Source organism: Pseudomonas neuropathica, assembly GCF_051174785.1.
GTDB classification, from domain to species: domain Bacteria; phylum Pseudomonadota; class Gammaproteobacteria; order Pseudomonadales; family Pseudomonadaceae; genus Aquipseudomonas; species Aquipseudomonas neuropathica_A.
On the sequence record NZ_CP195111.1, the window covers coordinates 4939559 to 4965529 of the forward strand.

The following is a 25971-nucleotide window of genomic DNA, read 5'->3' on the forward strand; positions in this document are numbered from 1 at the left end:
TACAACGCATGAAGCGAATGGCCGGACTTTCCGCACTTGCCTTGATTATCTCCAGCACCAGTGGCTGCGGATGGGTCTGGGGCCCGGAAGGTTATTTCCGTGACCGTGGTAGCGATTACCTGGAAGCGCAACAGACTGCACCTATGCAACTGCCACCGGATGTCAACACTTCCAAACGTCTGGATCCGCTGCTGCCGATCCCGCGTAACGTCGCTGACGACACCGCCAAGGGCGAATACATAGTTCCGCGTCCTCAGCCGCTGTCGGCCGTTGCCGACGCCAGCGATTACTCGCTGCAGAAGAGCGGTGATTCGCGTTGGGTCGTGGCCCAGCACCCACCGGCCGAAGTCTGGCCAGTGGCGGTGCAGTTCTTCCAGGACAACGGCTTCCGTCTGGATGAACAGCGTCCGCAAACCGGCGAATTTACCACCACCTGGCAGCATTCCGACGAACTGTCCGCGTCCATGGCCAAGCGCTTGAGCGCAGCCGGTATCGCCAGCGACAGCGAAACCCGCGTGCGTGTGCGCATCGAGCCGGGCGTGCAGCGCAACACCAGTGAAATCTATGTGGTCAGCGCCGAGCGTCCTGCCGGCAGCACGGCCGACGTGGCCTTCACCAACCGTTCGGTCAACACTGGCCTGGACGCAGCCCTGGTCGACGACATGCTCGCGAGCATGAGCCGGATCTCCGAGAAGGGCGGTTCGGTGTCGATGTTGGCCTCGCGTGATTTCGATACCCCCAGCCGTGTCAGCCTCAGCGAAGACGGCAGCGGTAACCCGGTGTTGAACGTCGGTACCGATCTGGACCGTGCCTGGTCGAGCGTTGGCCGTGCATTGGAACAAGGCGAATGGCGCGTTGAAGACATCAACCGCAGCCTGGGCCTGTACTACATCAACCTGGCCGAAAAAGCCGAGAAGAAAGACGACAAGCCTGGTTTCTTCAGCAGCCTGTTCGGCAGTGCGCCGAGCAAGGAAGAAGTTGAAGCCCGTGCCGAGCGCTATCAGGTTCGCCTGAGCAAGGTTGGCGAGAACATTCAGGTGACCGTCGAGAAAAACATCAACACCGTCGCGCCGGCTGAAGTGGCACGTAAAGTGTTGAGCGTGATTCAGGACAACCTGGGCTGATCAACCATGCGTTTTGCCGTTCTCGGCAGCGGTAGCCAAGGGAACGGCACGCTGATCGCCAGTGCTGATACGTACGTGCTGGTGGATTGTGGTTTTTCCCTGCGGGAAACCGAAAAACGCCTGTTGCGCCTGGGTGTGAGCCCGGCGCAACTGAGCGCGATACTCGTAACCCACGAACATGCCGACCACGTGCATGGCGTGGGTTTGCTGTCTCGGCGCTACAATCTACCGGTCTACCTCAGTCGCGGCACACTGCGCGGGATGCGCAAACCGATTGAACCCGCAGGCTTTCTGGCCGGCGGCGAGCAACTGCAGATCGGTGCTCTGAACATCGGGGTCATTGCCGTGGCCCATGATGCGCAGGAACCGACCCAGTATGTCTTCAGTGATCACGAGCAGCGGCGTTTCGGCCTGCTGACCGACCTGGGTTCCTACTGCGAGCGGGTGCTGGACGGTTATCGGGACCTCGATGCGTTGATGATCGAGTCCAACCATTGTCGCGACATGCTGGCCCGTGGTCATTACCCGTACTTTCTCAAGCAGCGGGTGGGCGGCGAGCTGGGACATTTGAACAACCATCAGGCGGCATTCCTGGTGTCCGAGTTGGGCTGGCAGGGGCTGCAACACCTGGTCCTGGCCCACCTGAGCAGCAAGAACAACCTGCCGCAGCTGGCCCGGCAATGTTTTGTCGACACCCTCGGGTGCGACCCGGACTGGCTGCAACTGGCCGATCAAGATTCAGGGCTCGACTGGCGCCACATCGCCTAGCCCACCTACTTAGCAAGCGGAGCCCATCATGGAAAAACGTGAAGAACTCTACCGCGGCAAAGCCAAATCGGTTTACAAGACCGACGACGCTGACCGCTTGATCCTGCTGTTTCGCAACGACACCTCGGCGTTCGACGGCAAGCGCATCGAGCAGCTCGACCGCAAAGGCATGGTCAACAACAAGTTCAACGCCTTCATCATGCAGAAGCTCGAAGCGGCCGGCGTACCGACCCAATTCGACAAACTGCTGGCCGACAACGAAGTCCTGGTGAAGAAGCTGGACATGATCCCGGTCGAGTGCGTCGTGCGTAACTACGCTGCTGGCAGCCTGGTCAAGCGTCTGGGCGTCGAAGAAGGCCTGAAGCTCAACCCTTACACCTTCGAGCTGTTCCTGAAGGACGACGCCAAGGGTGACCCGTTCATCAACGAATCCCACGTCGTGGCATTCGGCTGGGGCACCGCCGAGCAACTGGTTCGCATGAAAGAACTGTCGCTCAAGGTCAACGAAGTCCTGACCAAGCTGTTCGACGACGCCGGCCTGCTGCTGGTCGACTTCAAGCTTGAGTTCGGCGTGTTCAGCGACGGCTCGATCGTCCTCGGCGACGAGTTCAGCCCGGACGGCTGCCGTCTGTGGGACAAGGACACCAAGAAGAAGATGGACAAGGACCGCTTCCGCCAGGGCCTCGGTGACGTCATCGAAGCCTACGAAGAAGTCGCCAATCGTCTGGGCGTACCGCTTTAATCGACGCAAGCATCTGATAGCACGAAGAAATTTTCGAAAGAGGGTTTGCTTTCGGTAAAAGTGTTGTTATGATGCGCGCCGTTGGAGAGATGCCAGAGTGGCCGAATGGGACGGATTCGAAATCCGTTGTACCTTCACCGGTACCTAGGGTTCGAATCCCTATCTCTCCGCCATTACATAGAAAAAGCCCCGTAGATGAAAATCTACGGGGCTTTTTCGTTTCTGCGAATCCGGTATTCGTGGCGATAGCGATAGCGATAGCGATAGCGATAGCGCTGAAGCGGGTCTGGCACGGTTAGGTCATCGGAGAGGCAATTTAAGTCAACGCCGCCTCTGCCGACATTAGAGATACGACGCTCGCAGGACTCGTCGACCCGTTTAAAGCCGCGTTCGTAGAATAGGGGCTGTCATTATGGCCAGCGATCAGCAGCAGAACACGCCTGTCGTCGTTTATCCTCTGTCCCGCCATGAGGCCAGCGCTCTCACTAAAGTGGAGACTTGCTCACCTCGGCGGTGAAAGGCGCATCCAGCGAGTTCCAGCCTCGCTCCCTATTTGAATTGGTTTGAATATGATAATTCCACCATCGGCCCAAGGTGCTCACCGCGTTTCTGAACGTCAGTCCGTCAACTCAGGCAGCAGCGCCGCACCCCACGTCGAAGAGTGCGAAGTACTGGTTGCGCAGCCGCCATTATTCGAGGATGGCGAGCCGCCAGTCGGCGTGGTTATCCATGCGTCTTACCCCGAAGTGCTGCAAGATATCCTGCGCCGTTTGATTAAACTGCCTGAACGCCTGCATCTCTACGTAACCTGCGTAGCCGGTCGTGACGATGAGGTCCGTGCTCAGCTGACTGCCAGCAGATTGGGTTTTTCGCTATACCGAGTGCCGAACCACGGCAGGGACGCTTTGCCGTTTCTGCGAGTGCTGCCGTTCTTGCGTGCCGATAACATCCGCACGCTGGTCAAGCTGCACACCAACCGTTCGCTGCACTTGGGCGGGGAGAACGACTGCGGCGTTGAACTATTCGATGATCTGCTCGGCCCGGTACGATTCAGTCGAGCGCTGGAACAACTTGCCGACCCGGTGCACGTTCCAATGCTGGGTCCCCAGCGATACCTGCTGCCAGTTACCCATTTGCTCAGCGACAGCAATCGTGCGTTGCTTGTCACCTTGGCCGAGCGTAGCGGCATTGATCCGCAAGGCATCAACGAAGCGGATTATTTTTCCGGCACCATGTTCTTTGCGCGAACTGAAGTGTTTGCTCCACTGGAGCGGATGCAGCTCACGGGTAACGATTTCGAAGCTGAAAGCGGCCAGCTCGACGGCACCCTCGCACACACGTTGGATCGATTTTTCGGCGTTCTGGCGAATGTTGGCCGCCAGCAGCGCAATATCGACCTTTATCAGCGCTGGCTGGCGAGTCGGCAACTGGCTGCCGTTGAGATCGAAGGTTTACCCGCGCGACTGGCGAGCTGGCCGCGGCAACCGGACGTATTGCTGGTGTTGACCGACACTGCGGGTGACATCGGGCTGTTGCGTTCCAGCCTGGCAAGCATCGATCGTCAGCTTTACCAGGCGGCGGCTATCGTGGTGCTCTCTAACGTCGAACCTGTTGGCGTGACGCCGGCCGACAATCTGGTCTGGCTACCGCTGGCCGAATCCTGGCCGAGCCAGCTCAATGAGCTGTTGCAGGAGATCGAGGTTGAATGGTGGTACCTGCTACGGGGTGGAGACGAACTTGATCCTCACGCGCTGCTTTTGCTCGCCGAAGGCATCGCGCTGAATCCCGGTGTCAGCGCGTGCTACAGCGATGAAGACTCACTGACCGCTGAAGGCTGCCAGGGTCCGGTATTCAAACCGGATTTGAATCTGGATATGTTGCGCAGTTATCCGTATGTCGGCCGCGCACTGTCCTTCAGTCGCGAGGCCGCACTGGCGGCTGACGGCTTTGATCCCGCCTTCAGCGAACTGGCGCCCCATGATTTGCTTTTTCGGCTGATTGAAACTCACGGTCTGGGGACGGTCGGGCACCTCGCGGATGTGCTGGTGCATCAGGCCATCAATTTCCCCCAGTGGCTCAGTGAACCCCAGGTCATCGCGAACTCGGCAGCCATCGTCGGGGCGCACCTGCAGCGCCTGGGCGTCGCTCATGAGCTGCAGGCCGGCCCCTTGCCAATGGCTAACCGTGTGGTCTACCAACATGCGGAGCAGCCGCTGGTCTCGATCCTTATTCCCACCAAGGACTGCCTGCCGATGCTGCTGCGCTGCATCGAAAGCATCATGGAGAAAACCAGCTACACCAATTACGAACTGATCATCGTCGACAACAACAGCGAAACCGCCGAAGCCCGGGAATGGTTCAACGGTATGGAACTGTTGAACAATCCCAAGGTGCGCATCCTGCGCTATCCACACCCGTTCAATTATTCGGCAATCAATAATTTTGCCGCCAGCCATGCCCGCGGCGATTACCTGGTGCTGCTCAACAATGACACGGCGATCATTGATGGCGCCTGGCTTGGTGCGCTGCTCCATCACGCCCAGCGGCCAGAAGTGGGGATAGTGGGCGCCAAACTGTTGTTCCTCGACGGGACTGTTCAGCACGCAGGCGTGGTACTCGGGTTGCGTGGCGTTGCAGACCACCCGTTTATCGGCGATGCAATGCAGTCCAACGGCTATCTTCACCGCTTGCATCTTGATCAGAACTACAGCGCGGTCACCGCCGCCTGCCTGATGATCAGCACCGAGCTGTACAAGCAAGTGGGTGGAATGGACGAGGTCGGCCTGGCCGTCTCCTTTAACGATGTGGATCTGTGCCTGAAAGTCGGCCAGGCTGGACGGCTGATTGTCTGGACGCCTTATGCGCTGCTCGTTCACGAAGCCAGTGTGAGCCAGAACAACGTCGACACGACCAAGGAAGAAGCCAAACGCAAACGGTTCAAGGGCGAACAGTCGGTGATGTACCAGCGTTGGCTTGCGCAAATCGCCAACGATCCGGCCTACAACCGCAACCTGACTCTGGAAGGCAGTGGCTTCTCCTCCAAATACCGCACCGATACTGACTGGCACCCGTTTGCCAGTCGTGAGTTGCCTCACGTGCTGTGTCACCCCCTCGACTCTTTCGGCAGCGGACACTACCGCGTGCGTCAGCCTTTCGCTGCCCTGAAAGCCGCGCAGCTGATCGGCGGAGTGGTGAGCGACGAGGGACTGCAACCGACCGAACTGGAGCGCATTGCGCCGGACACGATCATTTTCCAGGGGCAGCACACAACGCCGCATCTGGAGTACATGCAGGACACCAAGGCATTCTCCAGGGCGTTCAAGGTTTACGAGCTGGATGACTACATTCTTGACGTGCCCGCAGGCAACTTGAACCACGAGCTGCTTCCCAAAGACATCACCAAACGCTTGAAGAAAGCCGTAGGACTGTGCGATCGGTTGGTGGTGTCGACCGAGCCGCTGGCCAATGCGCTGAAGGGGTTCAACGCCGACATCCGGGTGATGGAAAACCGTCTGCCGAGCCATTGGTGGAGCGACCTGACCAGCCAGCGCCAACAAGGCCGCAAGCCTCGGGTTGGCTGGGCCGGCGGCTCGAGCCACAGCGCCGACCTGCAAGTCATTGCCGAAGTGGTTCGTGCGCTGGAAGGGGAAGTTGAATGGGTGTTCATGGGGATGTGCCCACCGGCACTGCGTCCCTATGTCCATGAGTTTCACAGAGGGGTGAGTATCGAAAAATACCCGCAAAGACTGGCCGGCCTGAATCTGGATCTGGCTTTGGCACCGCTCAAAGACAACTTTTTCAACGCCTGCAAAAGCAATTTGCGCTTGTTGGAATATGGCGCCTGTGGTTTCCCCGTGATCTGCTCGGACATCGTTTGTTATCGGGGTGATTTCCCGGTGACGAGGGTCAGGAGCCGTTCGCAAGACTGGATTGCCGCTATTCGCGAACATCTTGCGGAACCCGATGCCAGCGCCAGGGCTGGAGAGGCTCTGCGCAGCGTTGTACTCGATGACTGGATGCTCAAGGACGAACATCTGTTGGCGTGGCGAAACGCCTGGCTGGCGGACTGAACAAGAAGCCAGCGTTGCGCGCTGCTTCTTCAAGCTATTTCGATACTGATCCGAAAAAAAGCCTCACAGCCTTAAAACTGTGGGGCTTTTGCATTTCTGCAGGGTCGTGCAGAGCGGTTAAATCTCCTTGACCGGCGTCTCCCCCTGCACAGCCTTGATCAACCCGATCACATGCAAACAATCCGCTTTGTTCACATAAGACTCGCCACTGGCGATGGTCTCGTGGTTGCCCGCCCTCAGTCTCCAGCGCCATTGCCCTTTGCCGGTGCTCGGGGTGCCTCTGGATTGCCTGTAAATCTCGAAATACATTCAGTTCGCTCCATGCGATTTTATTTGTGCGACAGCCTGTGTGGCGCATGCTCGCAAGCCTAGCGCAGAGGGTTTTTTTGGCTATCGGACATTTGTTTCCAATCGTTCGCGGATGTTTCTGAAGGGCGCGGCCCAGAGCGGGTGATAGGCCTGTGGATTGGCCAATATGACGCTGTCTGATCCTTGCAACGCCGTCGACGCTCCTGCTTAATACGAGACGGCTCATGGCGTCGAATATCGTTCGGCGACCGACAAACACTATAAAAAGAGCACTCCTTTGATTGAGCACGGAACGCAACAGGCCGGGCAGGTGACGTTATCGCTGGTGGTCCCCGTTTTTAACGAGGAGGACAGCCTCGACACCTTTTTGCGGCGCATCAATGAAGTCTTTCAGCCACAGATGTCGATCGATCTTGAGCTGGTGTTCGTCAACGATGGCAGCACCGATGCCACGCTCGAACGCCTGCTCGAACATCAGCGCCAGGATGTGCGCCTGCGTATCGTCGACCTGAGCCGCAACTTCGGCAAAGAAGCGGCGCTGTCCGCCGGTTTGCAGATCGCGACCGGACAAATCGTGGTGCCGATCGATGCTGACTTGCAGGACCCGCCGGAGGTCATTCTGCAGATGATCGAGCGCTGGCGAGAAGGCTTTGAAGTGGTGCTCGGTCACCGCATCAGCCGTCGCAGCGACACGTGGGCGAAGCAGACTTCCGCTCACTGGTTCTACCGCCTGCACAACAAGATCGCCGAACAGCCTTTGCCCGAGAACGTCGGCGATTTTCGTTTGATGGATCGTTGTGTGGTCGACGCCTTGCTGACCTTGCCCGAATCCCGGCGCTTCATGAAGGGCCTGTTCGCCTGGGTCGGTTTTCGCACCACCCATGTCGATTATGAGCGCCCCGAGCGGGTGGCGGGGCAGAGCAAGTTCAATGGCTGGCGCCTGTGGAATTTTGCGTTGGAGGGCATCACCAGTTTCAGCACCGAGCCGCTGCGGATCTGGACCTATGTGGGTGCGCTGGTGTCGTTCGTGTCTTTTGCCTTCGCCATGTTCATTGTTTTGCGTACGTTGATTCACGGTGTCGATATGCCCGGTTATGCCTCGCTGATGGTGGCCGTGACCTTTCTCGGCGGACTGCAACTGATTGGCATCGGAGTGCTCGGTGAGTACCTGGGCCGCACCTATATCGAATCCAAACGCCGGCCGGTTTTTCTGGTGCGTCGCGTCTACGACCCCAAGGACTGATACATGGATCTCAAGGAAACCGACATCCTCGGCGACAGCATCGGCGAGCATTGGTATTACTGCTCGAAAGCTGCAGCCACCACACGGTTGCTCGGTGAGGGGCCGATTACCCGCATCCTCGATGTCGGCGCTGGCTCGGGATTTTTCTCCCACCATTTGCTGATGCACACCGATGCGCGCGAAGCGTGGTGTGTGGATATCAGCTATCCCGCCGACTCCAGCAGCACCACTGCCGGCAAACCGGTGCACTACCGTCGCGGGATCGAAACTATCGATGCCGATCTGGTGCTGTTGATGGACGTGCTGGAGCATGTCGATGACGACCTCGGTTTGCTCAAGATGTACGTTGATAAAGTGCCATCGGGCAGCCGCTTTCTGATGACAGTCCCGGCGTTCCAGTTCTTGTGGAGCGGGCACGATGATTTTCTCGAGCACAAGCGCCGCTACACTCTGGCGCAGTTCGAAACCCTCGCGCGCGATGCCGGTTTGACGGTGCAGCGCGGTGCTTATTATTTCGGCGCGGTGTTCCCGATTTCGGCGGCGTTGCGCTTGTTGGCGCAAGGTGCGCAAACCCAAACCCAAACGCCACGCTCGCAGCTCAAGCGCCATCATCCGCTGGTGAACGGCGTTCTCAAGACCTTGTGCCGCCTCGAACTGCCGTTGATGGGCATGAATCGCCTGGCCGGGTTGAGCGTGTTCGTGCTGGCTCAAAAACCGTGACCTCGGCGCAAAAATCAGCATTGATCCAGCGTGGTGTGCGCTTCGCCGTGACCGGGCTGTTTGTCACCGCGCTGCATGCGCTGGTGGCGGTGCTATTTATCAATTTCATCGCCGCACAACCACCGCTAGCCAACGGCGTCGCGTTTGCGGTGGCAACGGTGGTGTCCTATGTGATCAACACCACCTGGAGTTTTTCTGCCCGTTTGCACGGCCGAACCCTGCTGCGGTTCCTGATGGTCTCCGTGGGCGGCTTTTTCCTGGCGATGTTCGTTGCCTGGGCCGCACAGATTGCCGGGCTGCACTATCTGCTGGGCATCGTCGCGGTGGCGCTGACGATTCCGGCGTTCACCTTTGTCTTGCACAATTTCTGGACGTATCGATGAAGGATTCACGACACCATCCGGCGCTGGGCCTGTTGCCTTTGCTGCTCGGCGTTCTGGCCTTTTTCTGCGTGATCGGGCCACAAGCGCTGGATCCGCAAAACATTGCCTGGCTGGAGCAGGGCGATCCGGCGACGCATTATCTGGGCTGGGCATATTTCCGCCATTCACCCTGGACCTTTCCGCTGGGCCTTAACCCGTCCTATGGTCTGGAATTGGGCAATTCGATTATTTTCTCCGACTCCAATCCGCTGCTGGCGCTGCTGTTCAAACCGTTCAATGCGTGGTTGCCAGCGACGTTCCAGTATTTCGGTCTGTGGCTGTTGGCATGTTTCGTTCTGCAAGCGTGGTTTGGCTGGAAACTGCTAGGGCTGATGACGGGGAATCCGCTGATTCGCTTGCTGGGCAGCGGTTTGCTGGTGTTTTCGCCGCCGATGTTCCTGCGCATGGGCGGGCACCTTTCCCTGTCCGGGCATTTTCTGATTCTGGCGGCGTTGTACCTGGCGTTATTACCGAATCTGTATCGACGTCGTCTGGCCTGGGGCGCGTTGCTGGCGGTGACGGCGATGGTGCATGCCTACCTGTTGGCGATGGTGGCGCTGATCTGGGTGGCGGATCTGCTCGGCAAGACCTTCAGCCAACAATTGACCCGGCGCCAGGGTCTGCTCGAAGGCGTTTCGCTGTTTGCCGTGGTGAGTGTGTGCTGCTGGCAGGTCGGTTACTTCGCTATTGCTGATGGCGCGCAATCCGGCGGTTTCGGTTTGTACCGGATGAACTTGCTGTCGCCATTGGATCCGGCAGGCTGGTCGTTGATTTTGCCGAATTTGCCGAAAGCCAGTGGCGATTACGAAGGCTTCAACTATCCGGGCCTTGGCGTGTTGTTGCTGGTGCCGTTGGCACTGATTGCCTGGCTTGGAAACCGCCAGGCGCTGAAGAGTGAGCTTCGCGTTCGCCCTTGGTTATTGCTGGCGTTGATCGGTTTATCGTTGTTCGCGCTATCTAACCAGATCGGGGTCGGCGCACACACGTTCAGCTACCCGCTACCGAAAGTCGCCATCAAACTGGCGAATGTTTTTCGTGCCTCGGGGCGGATGTTCTGGCCGGTGTTGTACGCGCTCATCTTGATAGTGCTGTTCCTGCTGGTGCGCGGTTATCGGCCACGCATTGTCGTCGCGCTGCTGGCGCTGGCGTTGACGATGCAGATCGTGGATACGCGCAACGGCTGGATGGGCTTGCGCAACAGCAAGATGATGACGCCGTCCGCAGAATGGCCAACGCCGATGCGTGATCCGTTCTGGGAGAATGCGGCGGCGCATTACCCGAACGTGCGCAGTCTGATGCCACAGAATCAGTCCGAGCGCTGGCAAGTGATTGCCGATTTCGCCGCGACCCACGGTTTGAAAACCGACGCTGTTTATCTGGGGCGGATGAGTTCCCAAGCGCTGGAGCAGGCGCGGCAAAAAGCGCAGCGCATGCTTGAGTCTGGGCAGTACGACGCCGACTCGTTGTACATCCTCGACGATACCGTGTTGGCTGATGCCGCCCAAAGCGTCGACAGTGAAACGGATCTGCTGACCCGAGTGGATGGCCTGGTGGTGCTGGCACCGGGCTGGAAGCGTTGTTCGCAGTGCCTGAGCGTGCCGGATGAAGGACGGCGGATGTCACTGCTGGCATTGATGCGCCCCGGTCAGACGCTGATCTTCAACTACTCCGCCCGGCAGTTGGTCAGCGGCTGGTCGGCTCCGGAAAACTGGGGAACATGGTCGGCGGGGCAGCAGGCGCAGCTCGACTTGCGTGTATCGCCCGAGGCGCGCTCGATTGCGCTGGAGGTCATGGCATTCGTTTTGCCGCAACACCCGACGCAGCGAGTGATTGTCAGTCTGAATGGCGAGCAGGTGCTGAGCACGCGGCTGGTGCAACATCAGGGTAATCATCTGGAAATCCCGATCAGTCCTGCGATCCGTCAGCATCTGGCAGACAATGATCGCCTGACGATCGAGTTGCATTTGCCCGACGCCATCAGCCCGGAACAATTGGGCATCAATGACGATTCACGGGTCATGGGGCTTGGCTTGAAGCGTTTGACGGTGAACTGACCCGCCAATGGCGATGGACGCCGGGGCCCCGGCCTTTCTACACTGCCGGTATTCCGGGGGGCAGGGGGCAATGGATGAACCGCAATGAACTTCGCAAGGCCGATATCAACCTGATGGTGGTGTTCGAGACCTTGATGCTCGAACGCAACGTGACCCGCGCGGCCGAGAAGCTGTTTCTCGGCCAGCCGACCATCAGCTCGGCGCTCAATCGTTTGCGCACGATGCTCAACGATCCGCTGTTCATCCGCGTCGGTCATCGCATGGAACCGACGGCCCGGGCCGAAGATATTTTCCGCCATCTCAAGCCGGCGCTGGATTCACTGTCGGTCGCGCTGAGCCTGACCCGCGATTTCGATCCGGCCGTGAGCACCATGACTTTTCGCATCGGCCTGTCCGATGATGTCGAGTTCGGCCTGCTGCCGCCGCTGCTGCGTGCGTTACGTCAGGAAGCGCCGAACGTGGTGTTTGTGGTGCAACACGTCGATTACTGGCGGATTCCCGATCTGCTCGCGGCGGGCGACATCACGGTCGGCATCAGCCAGACCCGAGGTCTGCCGGCCAATGCCAAGCGCAAACTGCTGCGGCATATCCAGCCGAGCATTCTGCGCGCCGACGCCAGCGATACGCCGCTGACGCTAGATGAATATTGCGCACGTCCGCACGTACTGGTTTCGCACACGGCCAACGTCAGCGGATTCGCCGATGAGTGGCTGGCCGAACTTGGCCGCACCCGTCAGGTAGTGCTGTCGGTGCCGCAATACAGTGCGTTGCCAGCGCTGCTGGCGGGCACTGACCTGATTGCCAGCCTGCCGGATTACACGGCGGCAGCCATGGCCACTTCAGGGCTGCTGTTCAAGGAACCGTTTCCGTTCAAGACGCCGACGCTGGATTTGTCGATGGTCTGGCTCAGCCACGTCGACAGTGATCCGGCGGAGCGCTGGTTGCGCTCCAGGCTGGAACAATTCATGAGCGAGCGGCCATTGACCTCATCCTGATGAGCATCACATACCCTGTGGGAGCGAGCTTGCTCGCGAAAGCGATGTATCAGGCACCTTAAGTGTCGCTGAACGACCGCATTCGCGAGCAAGCTCGCTCCCACATTGGAAAGTCACCGGGAGGGTTGGGCAGAGCTGTGCTATACGTACGACCTTTCTGCCAACTCATCGGGGATCTGCAATGCCACACCTGCACATGGAATACACCGCCAACCTGCCGCAGTTGAACGCCGACGTCGCGTTGATCCGCCTCAACAACACACTAGTGGGGTCTGGTCAGTTCGCGGCGGAGTTCGATATCAAAAGTCGTGCGGTGAAAGTCGAGACCTTCAAGGTCGGCACCGCCATGGCCGAACGCGCCTTCGTCTATGTGAAGCTGGCGCTGCTCAGCGGGCGTTCACCGCAGATCAAGAAGCAGTTGTCAGAAAGCCTGTTGGCGGTGTTGCAGGACCTGTGCGAATGGCCGACCGGCGTCGAAGTGCAGCTGTGTGTCGAGCTGGTCGACATCGATCGCGAGTCCTACAGCAAAACCGCCATTGGCGTGTAGGAATCAGGCCGCTTCGAGTTCGCTGCACACCTTGACCACCTGCTCGCGCAACCACAGGTTGGCGCTGTCCTGATCAACGCTCTGGCTCCACTGCATGTCGAGAGTGAAGCCCGGCAAGCCGTTTGGCGCCTCACAGTGGTTGAACACCGCCTCGTTGGTCAGCAAGCGCTGGATGCGACGGGGCAGGGTGAGGATGAAGTCGGTTCCGGTGATCATTTTCAATGCCGCGCTGTAGCTGTTCGAGCGCGCGACGATCTGGCGCTTCTGCGCCTGCCGCGCCAGCCAGCCATCGACCATGTTGGTGGTCGACGTCCACGGCGTCGGGAACACATGCCGGCGTTCGGTAAAGGCCTGCAGGCTCAGGCGCGGTTCCAGTGGCGTGGCACGTTTGTCGAAGACGCAGACCAGATCATCCTCCAACAGCATCCGTGATTTCAGGTCGGTGTGATGGCGGTGGAAGTTGGGGCCGAAGCTGATCACCAGATCGAGGCTGCCGTCGCGCAATTCATCCGCCGGGACGTCGGTCTCGAACTTGTGCATGTTGACCATTACCGGCAAATCATCGAAATCGAAACGCTTGAGCAGGCGCGGCAGAATCAGTTGCTCGAAGTATTCCGGGGCGCAGATGTTGAAGGTGATGGCTTGTTGGGTCGGGTCGAACGCAGGGGCGCCGGCGTGGCACAGGTTGATGCTTTCGAGGATCTTCTGCACATGGCCGTACATGGTGCTGGCCTTATAGGTCGGACGCATGCCGGTGCGGGTGTTGATAAACAGTTCGTCTTCGAAACTGGTGCGCAGTTTTTTCAAACAGTAACTGACGGTGGACTGGCTGACGAACAGGGTTTCAGATACATCGGTGACGCTGCTCTGCTCATAAACGGCGATAAACACCATGAGATCCTGCATGTCGAGCTTTCGAAGCAAGTTACTGTTCAGCATCCGTACTGTCTCGCTGTGCTTCTTGCGCTGAATCCGCGCAAACGTGTGCGAACGATCGTAGCGGAACGATGGTGCCAGGAGAAACCCCTGTAGGACATTTCACGGTCAGTTGTGGGACAGAAAGTTTTAGTAACACGACGTCAACAATTAATCCGCACAAAGATGGCCAGAGGCCTCTAGCTCGATGCGGGAAAGTGTCGAGCGTAATCTCGAGGATTGAAGCGCCAGACCATCAGCAACATCACCGCCATCACAGCTGTCAGCGACCACCAGGCCCATTCGAAGCTGCCGAGTCGGTCGCGGATCACCCCAGCCAATAGCGGCGAGAGGCCGGCGATCAGGTAGCCGATGCCCTGCACGAAGGCGGTCAGGCCACCGGCGCGTTGCGGGTTTTCCAGGTGATCGAGCGAGACGATCAGGCTCATCGGAAACAAACCGCCAATACCCAACCCCAACAGGCATGGCCACAGCAGGCTGAACTGTTGCGGGCTGAGGATCAGGCCGCAAAACCCCGCGATGATCAGCGTCAGTAACGCCATCAATATCACGCGGCGATCACGGCTGCGATTGGCGATAGCGGGAACCACCAGACCGGAAATCACCTCCATGGCCGTCAGAAAACCTAACAATAGCCCGGCGTTTTGTTCGCTCCAGCCTTTTTCCACGTAGTACGGCGCGAGCCAGGCGAGAACGCAGGTATAGGACGCCGTCCCCAAACCAAAGAACAAGGCCAGTAACCAGGCGCGGGAATTGGCAAAGAACCAATCCTTCCTCGTTCCCGTCGGCACCGTTGAGGTCAACTGGCCGCGTTGCGACCACCAGAGCACAAACGCGAGTAATGCCAGAATCGCCCAGATGGCCAAACCGCTGCGCCAGCTCCCGGTCTGCACCAGCACCAACGGTGCAAACGAGGCCGCAATCGCTGCGCCGCCCATGATCGAGGTGACGTACAAGCCCATGCACACAGCGACGTTGTCGGCGAAGCGCGATTTGATCAGCGCCGGCATCAATGCCTGAATCAGTGCAATGCCGATGCCGGCCAGCACGGCGCTGGCGATCAGTTCGGCTGCCGATTCGATAAACAGCCGCGACAGCGTCGCCAAGCCAATGATCAGCAACGACAGCAGCACCGTCCGTTGTTCACCCAGCCGCTGACTGATACCGAGACCAAAGAACATCGCCAGCCCCATCGCCATCACCGGCAGCATGGTCAGCAGTGAAGCGACACTGAAGCTCAGCGGGAGGTCCCCCCGAATGGTCGACAATAAGGGGCCGACCGCCGCCATCGACGGACGCAAATTGAGCGCGACGAAAATGATGGCGAACATCAACCAGACAGCGGGGCGAGCGGTAGCGCGGAGGTTTTCCATCATCAGACCTTTGAGCGGGGCAGACGATTAGGCGCGGAACCGCTTGTGTCGGGCAAACCAGAAAATCCACAGCAGTATTTAAAAACTCGATAACCCCATTACCCCTGTGGGAGCGGGCCTGCTCGCGAAAGCGGGTTATCTGCCACCGAAAATATTGCATGTGTCGGCCTCTTCGCGAGCAGGCTCGCTCCCACAATGGTCAGCCGAGTTCTTTTTACTGAATAAAAGCTGAATCATTCTCAAATACTTCACAAGTTTCATCGCATTGCCAACAGCCAACTAATCGTTGGCGTCTTTTTCACAAAAAATTGATGGTTGCCTGCTTAAAGTTTGTCATGCCTTAGTTGATGAAATTTTCACAAGTGAATTTCTCGTCAGCGCCCGAGGCTGTTCTTTTCAGGAATTGCCCCTTGCCATGTTGAAGTTAAAAGCCGTGCGCCCGGAATGGGTGACGTTGATTACCAGCGCCTTTCTTTTAGTCGGCTGCAATGTTGTGCTATGGCAGCATCTGTTCGAGATCACCGCCGCCGATGGCAAGGGCATCGCCATGCGCGTGGCGTTCGGCGTGATGATCCTTGCGGCATTCAACATCGTGCTGACGGTTCTCGCTTTCCGTCCACTGCTCAAACCGCTGTTGACGCTGATATTCCTGATCAGCGCCGGGGTGGCTTACTTCATGAGTCAATATGGTGTCATGATTGACGCCGGCATGTTTCGCAACTTTGCCGAAACCAATGCAACGGAAGTGCGTGATCTGCTCTCGTTGAAGTTGTTTACTTATATTCTGTTGCTCGGTGTCTTGCCCTCATGGTTGTTGTGGAAGTTACCGATTAATTATCGTCGCTGGCACCGTGAGTTGTTCAGTAAAGTTATTGTCAGTGTCGCCTCGGCAGCGGTAATTGGCGGCGTGGCCCTGGCTAACTATCAGGGCCTTTCCTCACTGTTTCGCAACCATCACGAAATTCGCCTGATGCTGGTGCCGAGCAACTACATCGGCGCGTCGGCCGGTTACCTGCGTGAGCAAGTGGTCTCGGCGCAGCAGCCATTCATCAAGATCGGCGAAGATGCGCAGCGTAATCCGCAAGTGAAGCTTCAGCCGCGTAAATCCCTGACCGTGTTAGTGGTGGGCGAAAGCGCCCGGGCGGAGAACTTCGGCATCCTTGGCTACAACCGCGATACGACGCCGCAACTCGACAAGGAAGCCGGGTTGATCGCCTTTACTGATGTACATTCCTGCGGCACTGAAACCGCCGTTTCAGTGCCGTGCATGTTCTCCAACATGGGTCGCAAGGATTACGACGCGAGCAAAGCGAAGAATGAAGAAGGCCTGCTCGATGTGCTCAAGCGGGCCGGTATCGATGTGATCTGGCGCGACAACCAGTCTGGCTGCAAGGGCACTTGTGATCGGGTTACCTTGCAGGATGTCAGCAATCTGAAAGATCCGGCGCTGTGCGCCAACAGCGAATGCCGTGACGAGATCCTCCTGCAGGGTTTGCAAAGCTTTATCGATCATCTGGACAAAGACACGGTGCTGGTCCTGCACCAGATGGGCAGTCACGGCCCGGAATACTTCAAGCGTTATCCAAAGGAATACGAGCACTTCACTCCGGTGTGTGAAAGTAACGCGCTGAACAATTGCAGCCGTGAAAGTATCGTCAACGGCTACGACAACACACTGGTGTATACCGACCATGTGTTGTCGAGCCTGATCGATGTATTGCGCAGCAATCAGGACAAAGTCGATACCGCCATGTTGTACCTGTCGGACCACGGCGAGTCGCTGGGCGAGTACAACCTGTTCCTGCACGGTACGCCGTACATGCTGGCGCCGGAGCAACAAAAGCATGTGGCGATGCTGGCGTGGTTCTCCGACAACTATCAGAAGGCCTATTCGGTCGATACTCACTGCCTGCAGATGAGTCGCGACAAACCGCTGAGCCAGGACAATCTGTTCCATTCGATGCTTGGTTTGCTGGAAGTGAAGAGCTCGGTCTATCAGCCGGATCTGGATATGTTCGCCGGATGCCGTGGCGCGGTGATCGACGGCGTTTTGGCCAAAGACTGAAACCCTTCACCTGTAGGAACTGCCGAAGGCTGTGATCTTTTGATTTTGCTTTCAGGAGCAAAAGATCGCAGCTTTCGGCAACTCCTGTGCATAGCAGGCCTTTCGGCTTGCTCTGTCAGACTATTCTTGCCCTTTGGCAGGACATTTCGTTACAGCTCTTGCCCTTCGCAGGCGCGTAAATCGCCAGTGGCGATATATACTGCGCGCCATTCTTCAAGGGAGAGCCGTGTGGCCATCGATATTCACTGGATTCGCGACAACGAAAGCCTCGCGCAGTTTTGCGCCGAGTGGCAGCAACTGCCGTTCGTTGCCCTCGACACCGAATTCATGCGGGTCGACACCTTCTACCCGATTGCCGGCCTGCTGCAGGTGGGCGACGGCAAACGCGCCTACCTGATCGATCCGCTGACCATCAACGCCTGGCAGCCGCTAGCCGCTCTGCTGGAAAACCCGGCAGTGCTCAAAGTCCTGCACGCTTGCAGCGAAGACCTCGAAGTGCTGTTGCGCCTGACCGGCAGCCTGCCGGCGCCGATGTTCGACACGCAACTGGCCGCCGCTTACCTGAACCTAGGGTTCTCGATGGGCTATTCGCGACTGGTGCAGGAAGTGCTCGGCATCGAACTGCCGAAGGGTGAAACCCGCTCTGACTGGTTGCAGCGCCCGTTGTCCGACACGCAAATCAGCTACGCCGCCGAAGATGCGGTGCATCTGGCGGAAGTTTTCGTACAACTGCGGCCGAAACTGTCCGACGACAAGTTCGCCTGGGTGCTGGAGGACGGTGCCGAACTGGTCGCCAACCTGCGCCGCGAAACCGATCCGTACGAGGTTTACCGCGACGCCAAACTGGCGTGGAAACTCTCGCGTGCGCAACTGGCGGTTCTGCGTGAGTTGTGCGCCTGGCGTGAAAAAGAAGCCCGCGCCCGCGATCTGCCGCGCAATCGCATCGTTCGTGAGCATTCGCTGTGGCCGTTGGCCCGCACGCAGCCGGACAACCTTGCGGCGCTGGGCAAGATCGAAGACATGCACCCGCGTACCGTGCGTCAGGACGGCCAATTTCTGCTTGATCTGATCAAGCGCTCTGGCAGTGTGGGGCCTGATCAATGGCCGCCAGCGGTGCCGGAGCCATTGCCGATCGAAGCCGCTGCGTTGATCAAACAACTGCGCGCATTGGGCCAGGCTGAGGCCGAGCGTCTGGGTATCGCCCCGGAACTGATGCTGCGCAAGAAAACCCTCGAGGCCCTGGTCAAAAGCGGCTACCCCGAGGGTCCTTACCAATTGCCTGAGTCGTTGCGTGGCTGGCGCCGCGAACTCATGGGCCAGAAGCTGCTCGACAGCCTGGCCACCGCCGGAGAACAGCCTTGAAACGTATCTGTTCCATCTACCAAAGCTCCAAGCGCAGCGGCATGTACCTTTATGTGCTCAAAAGCGATGCGCTCGAGCGTGTGCCGGAAGCGTTGATGCTGGCGTTCGGCAAGCCGAAGCATTCCTTCGATCTGGTACTGTCGCCCGAGCGCAAACTGGCCAGCGAAGACATCGTCGTGGTCCTGGAAAACCTCTACAAGCAGGGCTACCACCTGCAAATGCCGCCTGCCGAGGACGAGTACATCGAGCACTTGCCCGAAGAGTTGCTGCGACGCAACGATCCGGTCTGATCTGCGAGGCTCTGTTCTGAGTCTCGGTTTACCCTGGAACTGTTTTCACCGCGATGGCCGCCCGAATCCGGCGGCCGTCTGCACGGTTTGCGAAAGGTTTGAAGATGCGCGTTCTGATTGCTGAACACGACCACGCGATATACGCCCGGCTGCTGCGTCAGGCAGCGCCCGAGCTTGAAGTACTGACCAGCGGCGACTCCGCCGAGCTGGCTCGGCAGGCGGCCGATTGCCCGGTGTGGCTGGGCCAGCCGGACCTGCTTGCGACCCTGCTGCGCCAAGGCCATCAACCACAGTGGCTGCAATCGACCTGGGCCGGCATCACGCCACTGCTCGCGGACGGTTTGCGCCGTGATTATCGTTTGACCCGTGCGGTGGGGATTTTCGGTCAGGTGATGGCCGAGTACGTGCTGACCTATATCCTCGGCCATGAGCGCGAAGTGCTGGCGCGCCTGGTCAGCCAGGTCGAGCGCAAGTGGGACAACCGCAGCGGCCAGAGCCTGGTCGGACGCAAAGTGCTGATCGTCGGCACGGGTGACATCGGCCAGAGCGTGGCGCAGTTCCTGCTGCCATTCGGCATCGAGTTGTACGGTATCGCCAGCACTGCCCGCGAGCAGACGCCGTTTGTCGAAGTCGGCTCGATGGCCGATCTGCCGCGGCTGGTGGGCGAAGTGGATTACGTGGTCAATCTGCTGCCGAACACCGAACATACCCACGATATCTACGATGCGGCGCTGTTCAAGCAATTCAAACCGACCGGTTTGTTTATCAACGCCGGGCGCGGGGTCGCGGTGGTCGATGCCGATCTGGTGGAAGCGTTGAAGGAAGGCCATCTGGCGGGGGCGGTGATCGACGTTTGCCGTCAGGAGCCACTGCCGCAACGGCATCCGTTCTGGACCGCATGGGGCTTGCTGCTGACCGGGCACAGCTCGGCACCGACTTCGCCGGCGCTGATGGTGCAGTTGTTTGTCGAGAACCTGAAGGCGTATCAGGCGAGCGAAGCGTTGCGCGGGGAAGTGGATTTCAACCGCGGATATTGAAAGTCCGCCGAATAAAATGTGGGAGCGAGCCTGCTCGCGAAGGGGGAGTGTCAGCCAACATCATCATTGTGTGACACACCGCTTTCGCGAGCAGGCTCGCTCCCACATTTGTTTTTGTGCTGGCTTAGAGGGTGAAGTCGCCTTCAGCCGCCAGTTCGTTCAGCGGGCGGCGCGGGCTCGGCTCTTCGCGAGCCTGCAGGTATTCAGCCAGCGTTGCCTTGTCACCGAGTTTGCCGACAGCTACGGCCGCGTGCAGCGCATAACCTTCCGGAATATTCAGCTCCTTGCGGGTCAGCTCCTGATCGAACCCGGCCATGCCGTGGGTGTGCCAGCCGCTGAGGCTCGCTTGCAGCGCCAGATGGCCCCACGCGGAACCGGTGTCGAACGTGTGCCACAACGCCGGGGTTTCTTCCGTCGCACCCGGTGCAGTGAACGTGGTTTTCGAAATAACGATGACCAGCGCCGATGCGTGCTGCGCCCAGCTGCGGTTGAATTCATTGAGCAGGCCCAGATAACGCTCCCAGTTCGGCGTATCGCGACGCGCATAGAGGAAACGCCAAGGCTGCGAGTTGTACGCCGAGGGCGCCCAGCGCGCGGCTTCGAAGAAGCTCAGCAGGGTTTCTTGCGGGATCGCTTCGCCGGTGAAGGCACGCGGCGACCAGCGGTCGGTGAATTGCGGGTGAATGGCGTAATCGGCAACGCGAGGGTTGGCACTCATCGAGAGATTCCTTGCTACGTTTGAGTCAGGGATTTGCATGAAAACCCGGCGGGATCAGTTGTGCTGAACGATGGGGTTTTCCGAGCCTGAGGGTTCACCACAATGCAACGCGGTCGAGCGTTAATGGCTTGCGGGCAAGGCTCCTTGCGACTGGCAAAGCTACGCGCCGCCACAAAAACTGACAAGTCCCGCACAACCGGCAGTCGCCAACGCTTGGCCCGCAAGGCCTTGAGCACTAGACTGGCGGCCTTTTCACCACCTGATGTTGATGCTTGAGCCATGGCCGCCGAAGTCGAACCGTTCTGGAAACGCAAAACCCTCGATCAGCTGAATCACCAGGAATGGGAATCGCTGTGCGACGGCTGTGGTCTGTGCTGCCTGCAAAAGCTCGAGGATGAGGAAGACAACAGCGTTTACTACACGCGAATCGCCTGCAAACTGCTGGACCTGAACACCTGCCAGTGCAGCGATTACCCGAATCGCATCAAGTTTGTCCCGGACTGTATTCAGCTCACCCCGGGCCAGGCCGAAGAATTCAAATGGCTGCCGCCGACCTGTGGTTATCGACTGGTCAGCGAAGGCAAGGATCTGCCGTTGTGGCATCACCTGGTCTGTGGCGATCGCGACGCGGTGCACCACGAGCGGATTTCCCAGTCCGGACGCATGCTCGCCGAGGGCAGCGTGCCGGAGGATGACTGGGAAGATCACCTGATTTTCCGCGCGGGCTGAACACCTGCGGATTCAAGCTTTACCAAGGAGTGTGTATGGCTGTCGGATTGTCGCGAGCGTTGATGATTGCGCTGCTGGCGCTGAGCGCGCCGGTATGGGCGGCGAAGAAAGTCGATCTGGATTATCACGTGCGCCTGTTGCCACAGAGCGATCAGGCCGAAGTACGCCTGACCCTGGCCAAAGGCGAGGTGGTGCGCAGTCTCGACTTCGATCTTGGCGACGGCAGCCATTACAGCGACTTCAAGGCTGACGGCCAGTGGCTGCTGAGCCCGGGCAAACAGGCGCGCGGGGTCTGGCGTCCCGCCAACGAAAAGGCCAGTCTGACCTACCGCGTACGTATCAGCCACGGCCGCAAGAACGGCAGCTTCGACACGCGCATGACCCCGACTTGGGCGTTGATGCGTGGCGACGAACTGGTGCCGCCAGCCAAACTCGATCAGCAGGACGGCACCGAACTGGTCGCGCGTCTGCAATTCGACTTGCCCGACGGTTGGAAGAGCATCGAAACCGCTTGGCCGCGCATCGGCAAAAACAAGTTTCGTATCGATAACCCGTCACGGCTGTTCGACCGACCGACCGGCTGGATGCTCGCCGGCCACCTCGGCAGCCGCCGCACACGCTTGGGCGAAACCGAAGTCACCGTGGCCTCGCCGCAAGGGCAGGGCATGCGCCGCATGGATGTGCTGACGTTGCTGACATTCGTCTGGTCGCAGGTGCAGGCCGTTTATCCACGCCATCCCAGCAAACTATTGATCGTCGGCGCCAGCGACCCGATGTGGCGCGGCAGCCTCGGTGCCCATGAGTCGATTTATCTGAACACACGATTACCGCTGGTCAGCGAGAGCGGCAGCAGTGCGCTGGTGCGTGAGCTGGCGCAGGTGTTCGGGCGCATTAACGACGAGCAGCGCAGTGACTGGATCAGCGAAGGCTTTGCCGAGTATTACGCGATCGAACTGGTGCGCCGTGCCGGTGGCATGAGCGATGAGCGCTATCAGAGTCTGCAGGCGAAACAGGCCAGGGACAGTCAGAAAGTCACGACGCTGCGCGGCGAACAGATCAGCCCGGCGCAGGTGGCGAAAGCGGTGGTGGTGTTGCAGGAGCTGGATCGCGAGATTCGCTTGAAGACGCGCAACAAGCGTTCGCTGGATGATGTGTTGCGTGGGGCGATGCATCTGGGCACGGTGAGTACCAAGGAGTTTGTGCAACTGGCTGAGAGCGTTCTTGGCGAATCCTCCAAAGTCCTTGATACCGCGTTGCTACAGTAAAGATCAAAAGATCGCAGCCTTCGGCAGCTCCTACCTGTGGAATGCGTTTTCCCTGTAGGAGCTGCCGCAGGCTGCGATCTTTTGCTTTTAAGCTATCAACCCCCGGCTTTCGGCGATTTCACTGAATCATTGCCGGTCACGGTGGCGGTGCTGGTCGCCGCTTCAGCATTCGCCTTGAGCTTGCTCAACTCTTCCCCGGCCCGCTCGATCTTCGCCCGCACGTTGTTCATGTCCTGACGACTCTTCTCGATCAGGCTTTTCACCGAACTGTGCCCGGTAATCCCGCGGGCCATCGCTACACCGCCAATCGCCACCTGAATCAACCCGAACACACCGCCACGGCGCAGGCCTTTGCCGACCATGATCACGCCGCCCGCGAGCGAGCCGATACGCTCCCAACCTTCGACGTTCTGCTCGGAATGGCTCTGGAACGGGGTGGATTCGATACGTTCGACGCGTTTGAGCTCGGTCATGATCTTTCTCCAGGAATGAGTAATGGATAAATTAGCTGACTGCCAGAGCAGTCAGCTCGTTCCATCGGATGTGCGACGCTTCAGCGGAATTTCGGCCCGGAGCGGGTGTTCAAGCCCTTGGCCATACGGTCGTAGAGCACGACGTTGACCGTGGCGGCGAGGTTCATGCAGCCGGTGGTCGGGATGTACACGACGTCTTCGCACCAGTCGCGGATCTCTTTATCCAGCGAACCGTCTTCGGGGCCGAAGATGTACAGGGCGCGATCCGGGTGGGTGTATTCCGGCAGCGGGCGGGCGCCCTCGACCAGTTCCACGGCGACCGGAACGCAGTTGAGCGGGAGGATCTTTTTCAGATCGTCGATGCCGATCAGCGGGATGTCGTAGTGCACGCGTTTGGTGTCGGTGACGAAGTCGGCGGCGCGTTCATAACGCTTGCCGGTGTAAAACACCGATGCCACGCCGTAGCAGCCTGCGGCGCGCATCACCGAACCGACGTTCTCCGGTGATTTGGGGTTATACAAACCAATGCAGCTGTACCGTTTGTCTGCCACGAGCGGGGTGCCTTCGGGAAAAAGAGGGCGATTATACGGGGATTGGGAGAGGGCGGGCAGATTCGAGATATGTGGTGTCTGGCCGGCCGCCTTCGCGAGCAGGCTCGCTCCCACATTGATTTTGTGTACACCATCGATCAAATGTGGGAGCGAGCCTGCTCGCGAAGGGGCCAGTTCAGGCGCTGAAGATCATCAGTCTTCTTTCTTCATCAACCCGGCCAACGCGGCAAAAGGGTTGTGCGTGGCCTTGGCAATCTTCGGCGTGCTCAGCGAGCCTTCGCTGAAATACTGCTGATCGGTATATCGCGAGTGCTCGTTGTCGTGGCAGTACAGGCAGAGCAGCTCCCAGTTCGAGCCGTCCTGCGGGTTGTTGTCGTGGTTGTGGTCGCGGTGGTGCACGGTCAGTTCGCTCAGGCGCTTGCCGGAAAATTCACGGGTGCAGCGGCCACAGACGTGCGGGTACATCTTCAGGGCCTTGTCGCGGTAGCCCATTTCCTTGTCGCGCTGGTTGTCGGCGAGGATGCGATCCAGCTTCGACGTGTTGGTTGGGGTGGACGAACTCATGGGTTCACCTTTGTAAAAGACTGATGACGGTAATGTGCAGAGTTTAGCTCAGCCCTTGAGCTTCTCGGCAATCCAGATCGTGTGGCGCGTGCCCTTGTTGCCGTGGGCGAAGACCTGGACTTCTTCGGCCTTGAAACCGGCCTTCTTCAATTTGTCGGAAAACAGCCGGTCGGCGCTGGCCGACCACACGGCGAGCACGCCTTTCGGGCGCAGGGCTTTGGCGCAGGCATTCAGACCAGCGGCCGAGTACAGCCAACTGTTGGCCTTCTGCGTAAGGCCTTCGGGGCCGTTGTCGACATCAAGCATGATCGCGTCGAAACCGTTCGGTTCGCTTTGCAGCACCTTGGCCACGTCTTCCTGACGGATCACCGTGCGCGGATCGAGCAGCGGCCGGCCGGACTTCTCGCCGAGCGGGCCACGGTTCCACTCGACCACCCCCGGCACCAACTCAGCGACCACCACTTCGGCAGTCTTGCCCAGATGCTTGAGCGCCGAGGCGAGGGTGAAACCCATGCCCAAACCGCCGATCAGCACCCGCGAATCCGGCCGGCCAGCGACCTTGCGGCAAGGAATTTCGGCCAGTGCATCTTCTGAACCGTGCATGCGCGTGTTCATCAATTGCCCGCCGTCGCCGCCCTGGATCTTGATGACGAAATCCTCGCCATACTCGAACAGGCACAGGGCACCGCCGCTTTCCGGGATCGGGGTGGTGTCGAGCAGAACGAAACGTTTCATGGAAATCTCTACAAGGGGGAAGGCAAGCAGGCCCGTTGGGAGTAGCCTGAGCGCAGACTAAGGCCAAACGGAGCCCTTGATGAAGCGCACCATTCTAACGGTCATTGCCCTGGCCGCGCTCTCGATTACTGCAGTGCGGGCGCAGCAGGCCATTCCGGTGAGCCCGGCGCCGCAACCCGGCTCGCCCGGTACTGCAACGCCGACACCGTACCCGCAGATCACGCCGATCACCATTCCCAAGTCCGGCGCCGGCAGTGGCAGCCCGCCGCTGGTGCCGATCGAAATGCCCAGTCCGCCGAGCAAGGATCAACCGGTGCCGGGCATTGAACCGAGCGGCAGCAAGGCAAAATCTCCCGGCGGTTAAATCTGTTGCGCCGCCAGTTGACCGTCAGCCATGCGCAGGCGTTTCGACAGGGACACGGCGAGGGCGCGGATGATCTTTGCGGCGATTTTCGGCGCGTCGTTGAGCATTTTTTCCAGCGAGTCCTTGCCGAGGTTCAGTAGTTGGCAGTTGCTCGCTGCGATGCAGGTCGCCGAACGGCGTTCGCCGTCGAGCACGGCCATTTCGCCGAACGCCCGACCGCTGCGCAGGGTGGCCATGGTGATCACCTGACCATCGGGCCCGGTTTTCTGCACGGCGACCTGGCCGGTGTGGAGGATGCACATGAAACTGCCAGCATCGCCCTCGCGGAAAATCGCCTCGCCTTCCGCCACGGTGCTGATGCTGAAGTAGCCGGAAGCGGCCGCAAAGTCGGCCAGCTGCAATTGATCGAACAGGCCGCAGTCCATCAGCCAGTCGCGGATTTCGTTGTTCAGTAAGGTCGGTTCTGACATGTCGTGACGGTCTTTTTATTGTCTCGGATTTCAGGCTACACCCGG

Annotated in this window: 26 protein-coding genes and 1 tRNA gene; 18 read left to right on the top strand and 9 right to left on the bottom strand. The window is 59.1% G+C overall.

Features of this window, described 5'->3' with window-relative positions:
* The first annotated feature begins 8 nt into the window (after positions 1 to 8).
* The 5 genes from bamC (at position 9) to ACRRSD_RS22335 (ending at position 6704) form a co-directional block, all read left to right on the top strand.
* Complete coding sequence (gene bamC / locus ACRRSD_RS22315; protein ID WP_435035382.1) at positions 9 to 1124, top strand: outer membrane protein assembly factor BamC; 1116 nt, start codon at positions 9 to 11, stop codon at positions 1122 to 1124.
* Between the two features lie 6 nt (positions 1125 to 1130).
* Positions 1131 to 1892: an MBL fold metallo-hydrolase gene (locus ACRRSD_RS22320; protein ID WP_122608856.1), complete on the top strand. Its 762-nt coding sequence runs from the start codon at positions 1131 to 1133 to the stop codon at positions 1890 to 1892.
* Between the two features lie 28 nt (positions 1893 to 1920).
* Positions 1921 to 2634 (top strand): phosphoribosylaminoimidazolesuccinocarboxamide synthase, encoded by a 714-nt coding sequence (gene purC, locus ACRRSD_RS22325; protein ID WP_007911389.1) that lies wholly within the window; start codon positions 1921 to 1923, stop codon positions 2632 to 2634.
* Positions 2635 to 2717: 83 nt separating this feature from the next.
* Positions 2718 to 2807 (top strand) — tRNA-Ser (locus tag ACRRSD_RS22330).
* Between the two features lie 396 nt (positions 2808 to 3203).
* A complete protein-coding gene (locus ACRRSD_RS22335; protein ID WP_435035383.1) occupies positions 3204 to 6704 on the top strand; it encodes a glycosyltransferase in 3501 nt (1166 codons plus the stop codon).
* 117 nt (positions 6705 to 6821) lie between these two features.
* On the opposite strand, the gene ACRRSD_RS22340 is transcribed toward ACRRSD_RS22335, so the two are convergent.
* A complete protein-coding gene (locus tag ACRRSD_RS22340) occupies positions 6822 to 7013 on the bottom strand; it encodes a YegP family protein (protein ID WP_016984684.1) in 192 nt (63 codons plus the stop codon).
* Positions 7014 to 7290: 277 nt separating this feature from the next.
* Between ACRRSD_RS22340 and ACRRSD_RS22345 the strand changes: the two genes are divergently transcribed.
* The 6 genes from ACRRSD_RS22345 (at position 7291) to ACRRSD_RS22370 (ending at position 12994) form a co-directional block, all read left to right on the top strand.
* Positions 7291 to 8256, top strand: coding sequence for a glycosyltransferase family 2 protein (locus ACRRSD_RS22345; RefSeq protein WP_435035384.1), 966 nt, complete (start codon positions 7291 to 7293; stop codon positions 8254 to 8256).
* Positions 8257 to 8259: 3 nt separating this feature from the next.
* A complete protein-coding gene (locus tag ACRRSD_RS22350; RefSeq protein ID WP_435035385.1) occupies positions 8260 to 8976 on the top strand; it encodes a class I SAM-dependent methyltransferase in 717 nt (238 codons plus the stop codon).
* Positions 8973 to 9359, top strand: a complete 387-nt coding sequence (locus ACRRSD_RS22355; protein WP_435035387.1) for a GtrA family protein — start codon at positions 8973 to 8975, stop codon at positions 9357 to 9359. Before ACRRSD_RS22350 ends, ACRRSD_RS22355 begins: the two co-directional genes overlap by 4 nt.
* Complete coding sequence (locus ACRRSD_RS22360; protein ID WP_435035389.1) at positions 9356 to 11452, top strand: DUF6311 domain-containing protein; 2097 nt, start codon at positions 9356 to 9358, stop codon at positions 11450 to 11452. Before ACRRSD_RS22355 ends, ACRRSD_RS22360 begins: the two co-directional genes overlap by 4 nt.
* A 74-nt stretch (positions 11453 to 11526) precedes the next feature.
* A complete protein-coding gene (locus ACRRSD_RS22365) occupies positions 11527 to 12447 on the top strand; it encodes a LysR substrate-binding domain-containing protein (protein WP_034153162.1) in 921 nt (306 codons plus the stop codon).
* 181 nt (positions 12448 to 12628) lie between these two features.
* Positions 12629 to 12994, top strand: a complete 366-nt coding sequence (locus ACRRSD_RS22370; RefSeq protein ID WP_435035390.1) for a 5-carboxymethyl-2-hydroxymuconate Delta-isomerase — start codon at positions 12629 to 12631, stop codon at positions 12992 to 12994.
* Between the two features lie 3 nt (positions 12995 to 12997).
* Here the strand turns inward: ACRRSD_RS22370 and ACRRSD_RS22375 are convergent, their stop codons facing one another.
* Entirely contained in the window at positions 12998 to 13933 is a 936-nt protein-coding gene (locus ACRRSD_RS22375) for a LysR substrate-binding domain-containing protein (RefSeq protein ID WP_435035392.1), read from the bottom strand.
* Between the two features lie 176 nt (positions 13934 to 14109).
* Positions 14110 to 15303 (bottom strand): cyanate transporter, encoded by a 1194-nt coding sequence (locus tag ACRRSD_RS22380; RefSeq protein ID WP_435035393.1) that lies wholly within the window; start codon positions 15301 to 15303, stop codon positions 14110 to 14112.
* A 415-nt stretch (positions 15304 to 15718) separates the two neighbouring features.
* Between ACRRSD_RS22380 and ACRRSD_RS22385 the strand changes: the two genes are divergently transcribed.
* From ACRRSD_RS22385 to ACRRSD_RS22400, 4 genes are all read left to right on the top strand, one after another.
* Positions 15719 to 17368 (top strand): phosphoethanolamine transferase, encoded by a 1650-nt coding sequence (locus ACRRSD_RS22385; RefSeq protein ID WP_435035394.1) that lies wholly within the window; start codon positions 15719 to 15721, stop codon positions 17366 to 17368.
* Positions 17369 to 17596: 228 nt separating this feature from the next.
* The gene (gene rnd / locus ACRRSD_RS22390) at positions 17597 to 18730 is read left to right on the top strand and encodes a ribonuclease D (RefSeq protein WP_435035396.1); all 1134 of its coding nucleotides are present in this window, start codon (positions 17597 to 17599) and stop codon (positions 18728 to 18730) included.
* Positions 18727 to 19020 carry a YcgL domain-containing protein gene (locus tag ACRRSD_RS22395; protein WP_435035397.1) on the top strand — a complete coding sequence of 98 codons (294 nt, stop codon included), beginning with the start codon at positions 18727 to 18729 and terminating at the stop codon, positions 19018 to 19020. The genes rnd and ACRRSD_RS22395 overlap by 4 nt, the downstream gene beginning before the upstream one ends.
* A gap of 104 nt (positions 19021 to 19124) precedes the next feature.
* Positions 19125 to 20057 carry a D-2-hydroxyacid dehydrogenase gene (locus tag ACRRSD_RS22400; RefSeq protein ID WP_435035399.1) on the top strand — a complete coding sequence of 311 codons (933 nt, stop codon included), beginning with the start codon at positions 19125 to 19127 and terminating at the stop codon, positions 20055 to 20057.
* A gap of 124 nt (positions 20058 to 20181) precedes the next feature.
* On the opposite strand, the gene ACRRSD_RS22405 is transcribed toward ACRRSD_RS22400, so the two are convergent.
* Entirely contained in the window at positions 20182 to 20775 is a 594-nt protein-coding gene (locus ACRRSD_RS22405) for a nitroreductase family protein (RefSeq protein ID WP_038358386.1), read from the bottom strand.
* 279 nt (positions 20776 to 21054) lie between these two features.
* Here ACRRSD_RS22405 and ACRRSD_RS22410 point away from each other — a divergent pair, with 279 nt between their 5' ends.
* Both ACRRSD_RS22410 and ACRRSD_RS22415 read left to right on the top strand, forming a co-directional pair.
* Entirely contained in the window at positions 21055 to 21504 is a 450-nt protein-coding gene (locus ACRRSD_RS22410) for a YcgN family cysteine cluster protein (RefSeq protein WP_095119093.1), read from the top strand.
* A 35-nt stretch (positions 21505 to 21539) separates the two neighbouring features.
* Positions 21540 to 22769 carry a hypothetical protein gene (locus tag ACRRSD_RS22415; RefSeq protein ID WP_435035403.1) on the top strand — a complete coding sequence of 410 codons (1230 nt, stop codon included), beginning with the start codon at positions 21540 to 21542 and terminating at the stop codon, positions 22767 to 22769.
* 95 nt (positions 22770 to 22864) lie between these two features.
* On the opposite strand, the gene ACRRSD_RS22420 is transcribed toward ACRRSD_RS22415, so the two are convergent.
* From ACRRSD_RS22420 to ACRRSD_RS22435, 4 genes are all read right to left on the bottom strand, one after another.
* Positions 22865 to 23242 carry a YgaP family membrane protein gene (locus ACRRSD_RS22420; protein ID WP_134177669.1) on the bottom strand — a complete coding sequence of 126 codons (378 nt, stop codon included), beginning with the start codon at positions 23240 to 23242 and terminating at the stop codon, positions 22865 to 22867.
* Positions 23243 to 23322: 80 nt separating this feature from the next.
* Positions 23323 to 23793, bottom strand: coding sequence for an RNA methyltransferase (locus ACRRSD_RS22425; protein ID WP_007911337.1), 471 nt, complete (start codon positions 23791 to 23793; stop codon positions 23323 to 23325).
* A 192-nt stretch (positions 23794 to 23985) separates the two neighbouring features.
* Positions 23986 to 24357, bottom strand: a complete 372-nt coding sequence (locus tag ACRRSD_RS22430; protein WP_007911336.1) for a YajD family HNH nuclease — start codon at positions 24355 to 24357, stop codon at positions 23986 to 23988.
* Between the two features lie 48 nt (positions 24358 to 24405).
* Positions 24406 to 25092, bottom strand: a complete 687-nt coding sequence (locus tag ACRRSD_RS22435) for a spermidine synthase (RefSeq protein WP_007911335.1) — start codon at positions 25090 to 25092, stop codon at positions 24406 to 24408.
* Positions 25093 to 25171: 79 nt separating this feature from the next.
* Here ACRRSD_RS22435 and ACRRSD_RS22440 point away from each other — a divergent pair, with 79 nt between their 5' ends.
* A complete protein-coding gene (locus ACRRSD_RS22440; protein WP_435035405.1) occupies positions 25172 to 25456 on the top strand; it encodes a hypothetical protein in 285 nt (94 codons plus the stop codon).
* On the opposite strand, the gene ACRRSD_RS22445 is transcribed toward ACRRSD_RS22440, so the two are convergent.
* Complete coding sequence (locus tag ACRRSD_RS22445) at positions 25453 to 25926, bottom strand: cyclic nucleotide-binding domain-containing protein (protein ID WP_102358752.1); 474 nt, start codon at positions 25924 to 25926, stop codon at positions 25453 to 25455. The two genes, ACRRSD_RS22440 and ACRRSD_RS22445, sit on opposite strands and share 4 nt — an antisense overlap.
* Between the last annotated feature and the right edge of the window lie 45 nt (positions 25927 to 25971).

Excerpts from the sequence above, each read along its gene's own strand:
- bamC (WP_435035382.1), top strand. The coding sequence starts at position 9 with ATGAAGCGAATGGCCGGACTTTCCGCACTTGCCTTGATTATCTCCAGC.
- ACRRSD_RS22320 (WP_122608856.1), top strand. The coding sequence starts at position 1,131 with ATGCGTTTTGCCGTTCTCGGCAGCGGTAGCCAAGGGAACGGCACGCTG.
- purC (WP_007911389.1), top strand. The coding sequence starts at position 1,921 with ATGGAAAAACGTGAAGAACTCTACCGCGGCAAAGCCAAATCGGTTTAC.
- ACRRSD_RS22335 (WP_435035383.1), top strand. The coding sequence starts at position 3,204 with ATGATAATTCCACCATCGGCCCAAGGTGCTCACCGCGTTTCTGAACGT.
- ACRRSD_RS22340 (WP_016984684.1), bottom strand. The coding sequence starts at position 7,013 with ATGTATTTCGAGATTTACAGGCAATCCAGAGGCACCCCGAGCACCGGC.
- ACRRSD_RS22350 (WP_435035385.1), top strand. The coding sequence starts at position 8,260 with ATGGATCTCAAGGAAACCGACATCCTCGGCGACAGCATCGGCGAGCAT.
- ACRRSD_RS22360 (WP_435035389.1), top strand. The coding sequence starts at position 9,356 with ATGAAGGATTCACGACACCATCCGGCGCTGGGCCTGTTGCCTTTGCTG.
- ACRRSD_RS22365 (WP_034153162.1), top strand. The coding sequence starts at position 11,527 with ATGAACCGCAATGAACTTCGCAAGGCCGATATCAACCTGATGGTGGTG.
- ACRRSD_RS22370 (WP_435035390.1), top strand. The coding sequence starts at position 12,629 with ATGCCACACCTGCACATGGAATACACCGCCAACCTGCCGCAGTTGAAC.
- ACRRSD_RS22375 (WP_435035392.1), bottom strand. The coding sequence starts at position 13,933 with ATGCTGAACAGTAACTTGCTTCGAAAGCTCGACATGCAGGATCTCATG.
- ACRRSD_RS22380 (WP_435035393.1), bottom strand. The coding sequence starts at position 15,303 with ATGGAAAACCTCCGCGCTACCGCTCGCCCCGCTGTCTGGTTGATGTTC.
- ACRRSD_RS22385 (WP_435035394.1), top strand. The coding sequence starts at position 15,719 with ATGTTGAAGTTAAAAGCCGTGCGCCCGGAATGGGTGACGTTGATTACC.
- ACRRSD_RS22400 (WP_435035399.1), top strand. The coding sequence starts at position 19,125 with ATGCGCGTTCTGATTGCTGAACACGACCACGCGATATACGCCCGGCTG.
- ACRRSD_RS22405 (WP_038358386.1), bottom strand. The coding sequence starts at position 20,775 with ATGAGTGCCAACCCTCGCGTTGCCGATTACGCCATTCACCCGCAATTC.
- ACRRSD_RS22410 (WP_095119093.1), top strand. The coding sequence starts at position 21,055 with ATGGCCGCCGAAGTCGAACCGTTCTGGAAACGCAAAACCCTCGATCAG.
- ACRRSD_RS22415 (WP_435035403.1), top strand. The coding sequence starts at position 21,540 with ATGGCTGTCGGATTGTCGCGAGCGTTGATGATTGCGCTGCTGGCGCTG.
- ACRRSD_RS22420 (WP_134177669.1), bottom strand. The coding sequence starts at position 23,242 with ATGACCGAGCTCAAACGCGTCGAACGTATCGAATCCACCCCGTTCCAG.
- ACRRSD_RS22430 (WP_007911336.1), bottom strand. The coding sequence starts at position 24,357 with ATGAGTTCGTCCACCCCAACCAACACGTCGAAGCTGGATCGCATCCTC.
- ACRRSD_RS22435 (WP_007911335.1), bottom strand. The coding sequence starts at position 25,092 with ATGAAACGTTTCGTTCTGCTCGACACCACCCCGATCCCGGAAAGCGGC.
- ACRRSD_RS22440 (WP_435035405.1), top strand. The coding sequence starts at position 25,172 with ATGAAGCGCACCATTCTAACGGTCATTGCCCTGGCCGCGCTCTCGATT.
- ACRRSD_RS22445 (WP_102358752.1), bottom strand. The coding sequence starts at position 25,926 with ATGTCAGAACCGACCTTACTGAACAACGAAATCCGCGACTGGCTGATG.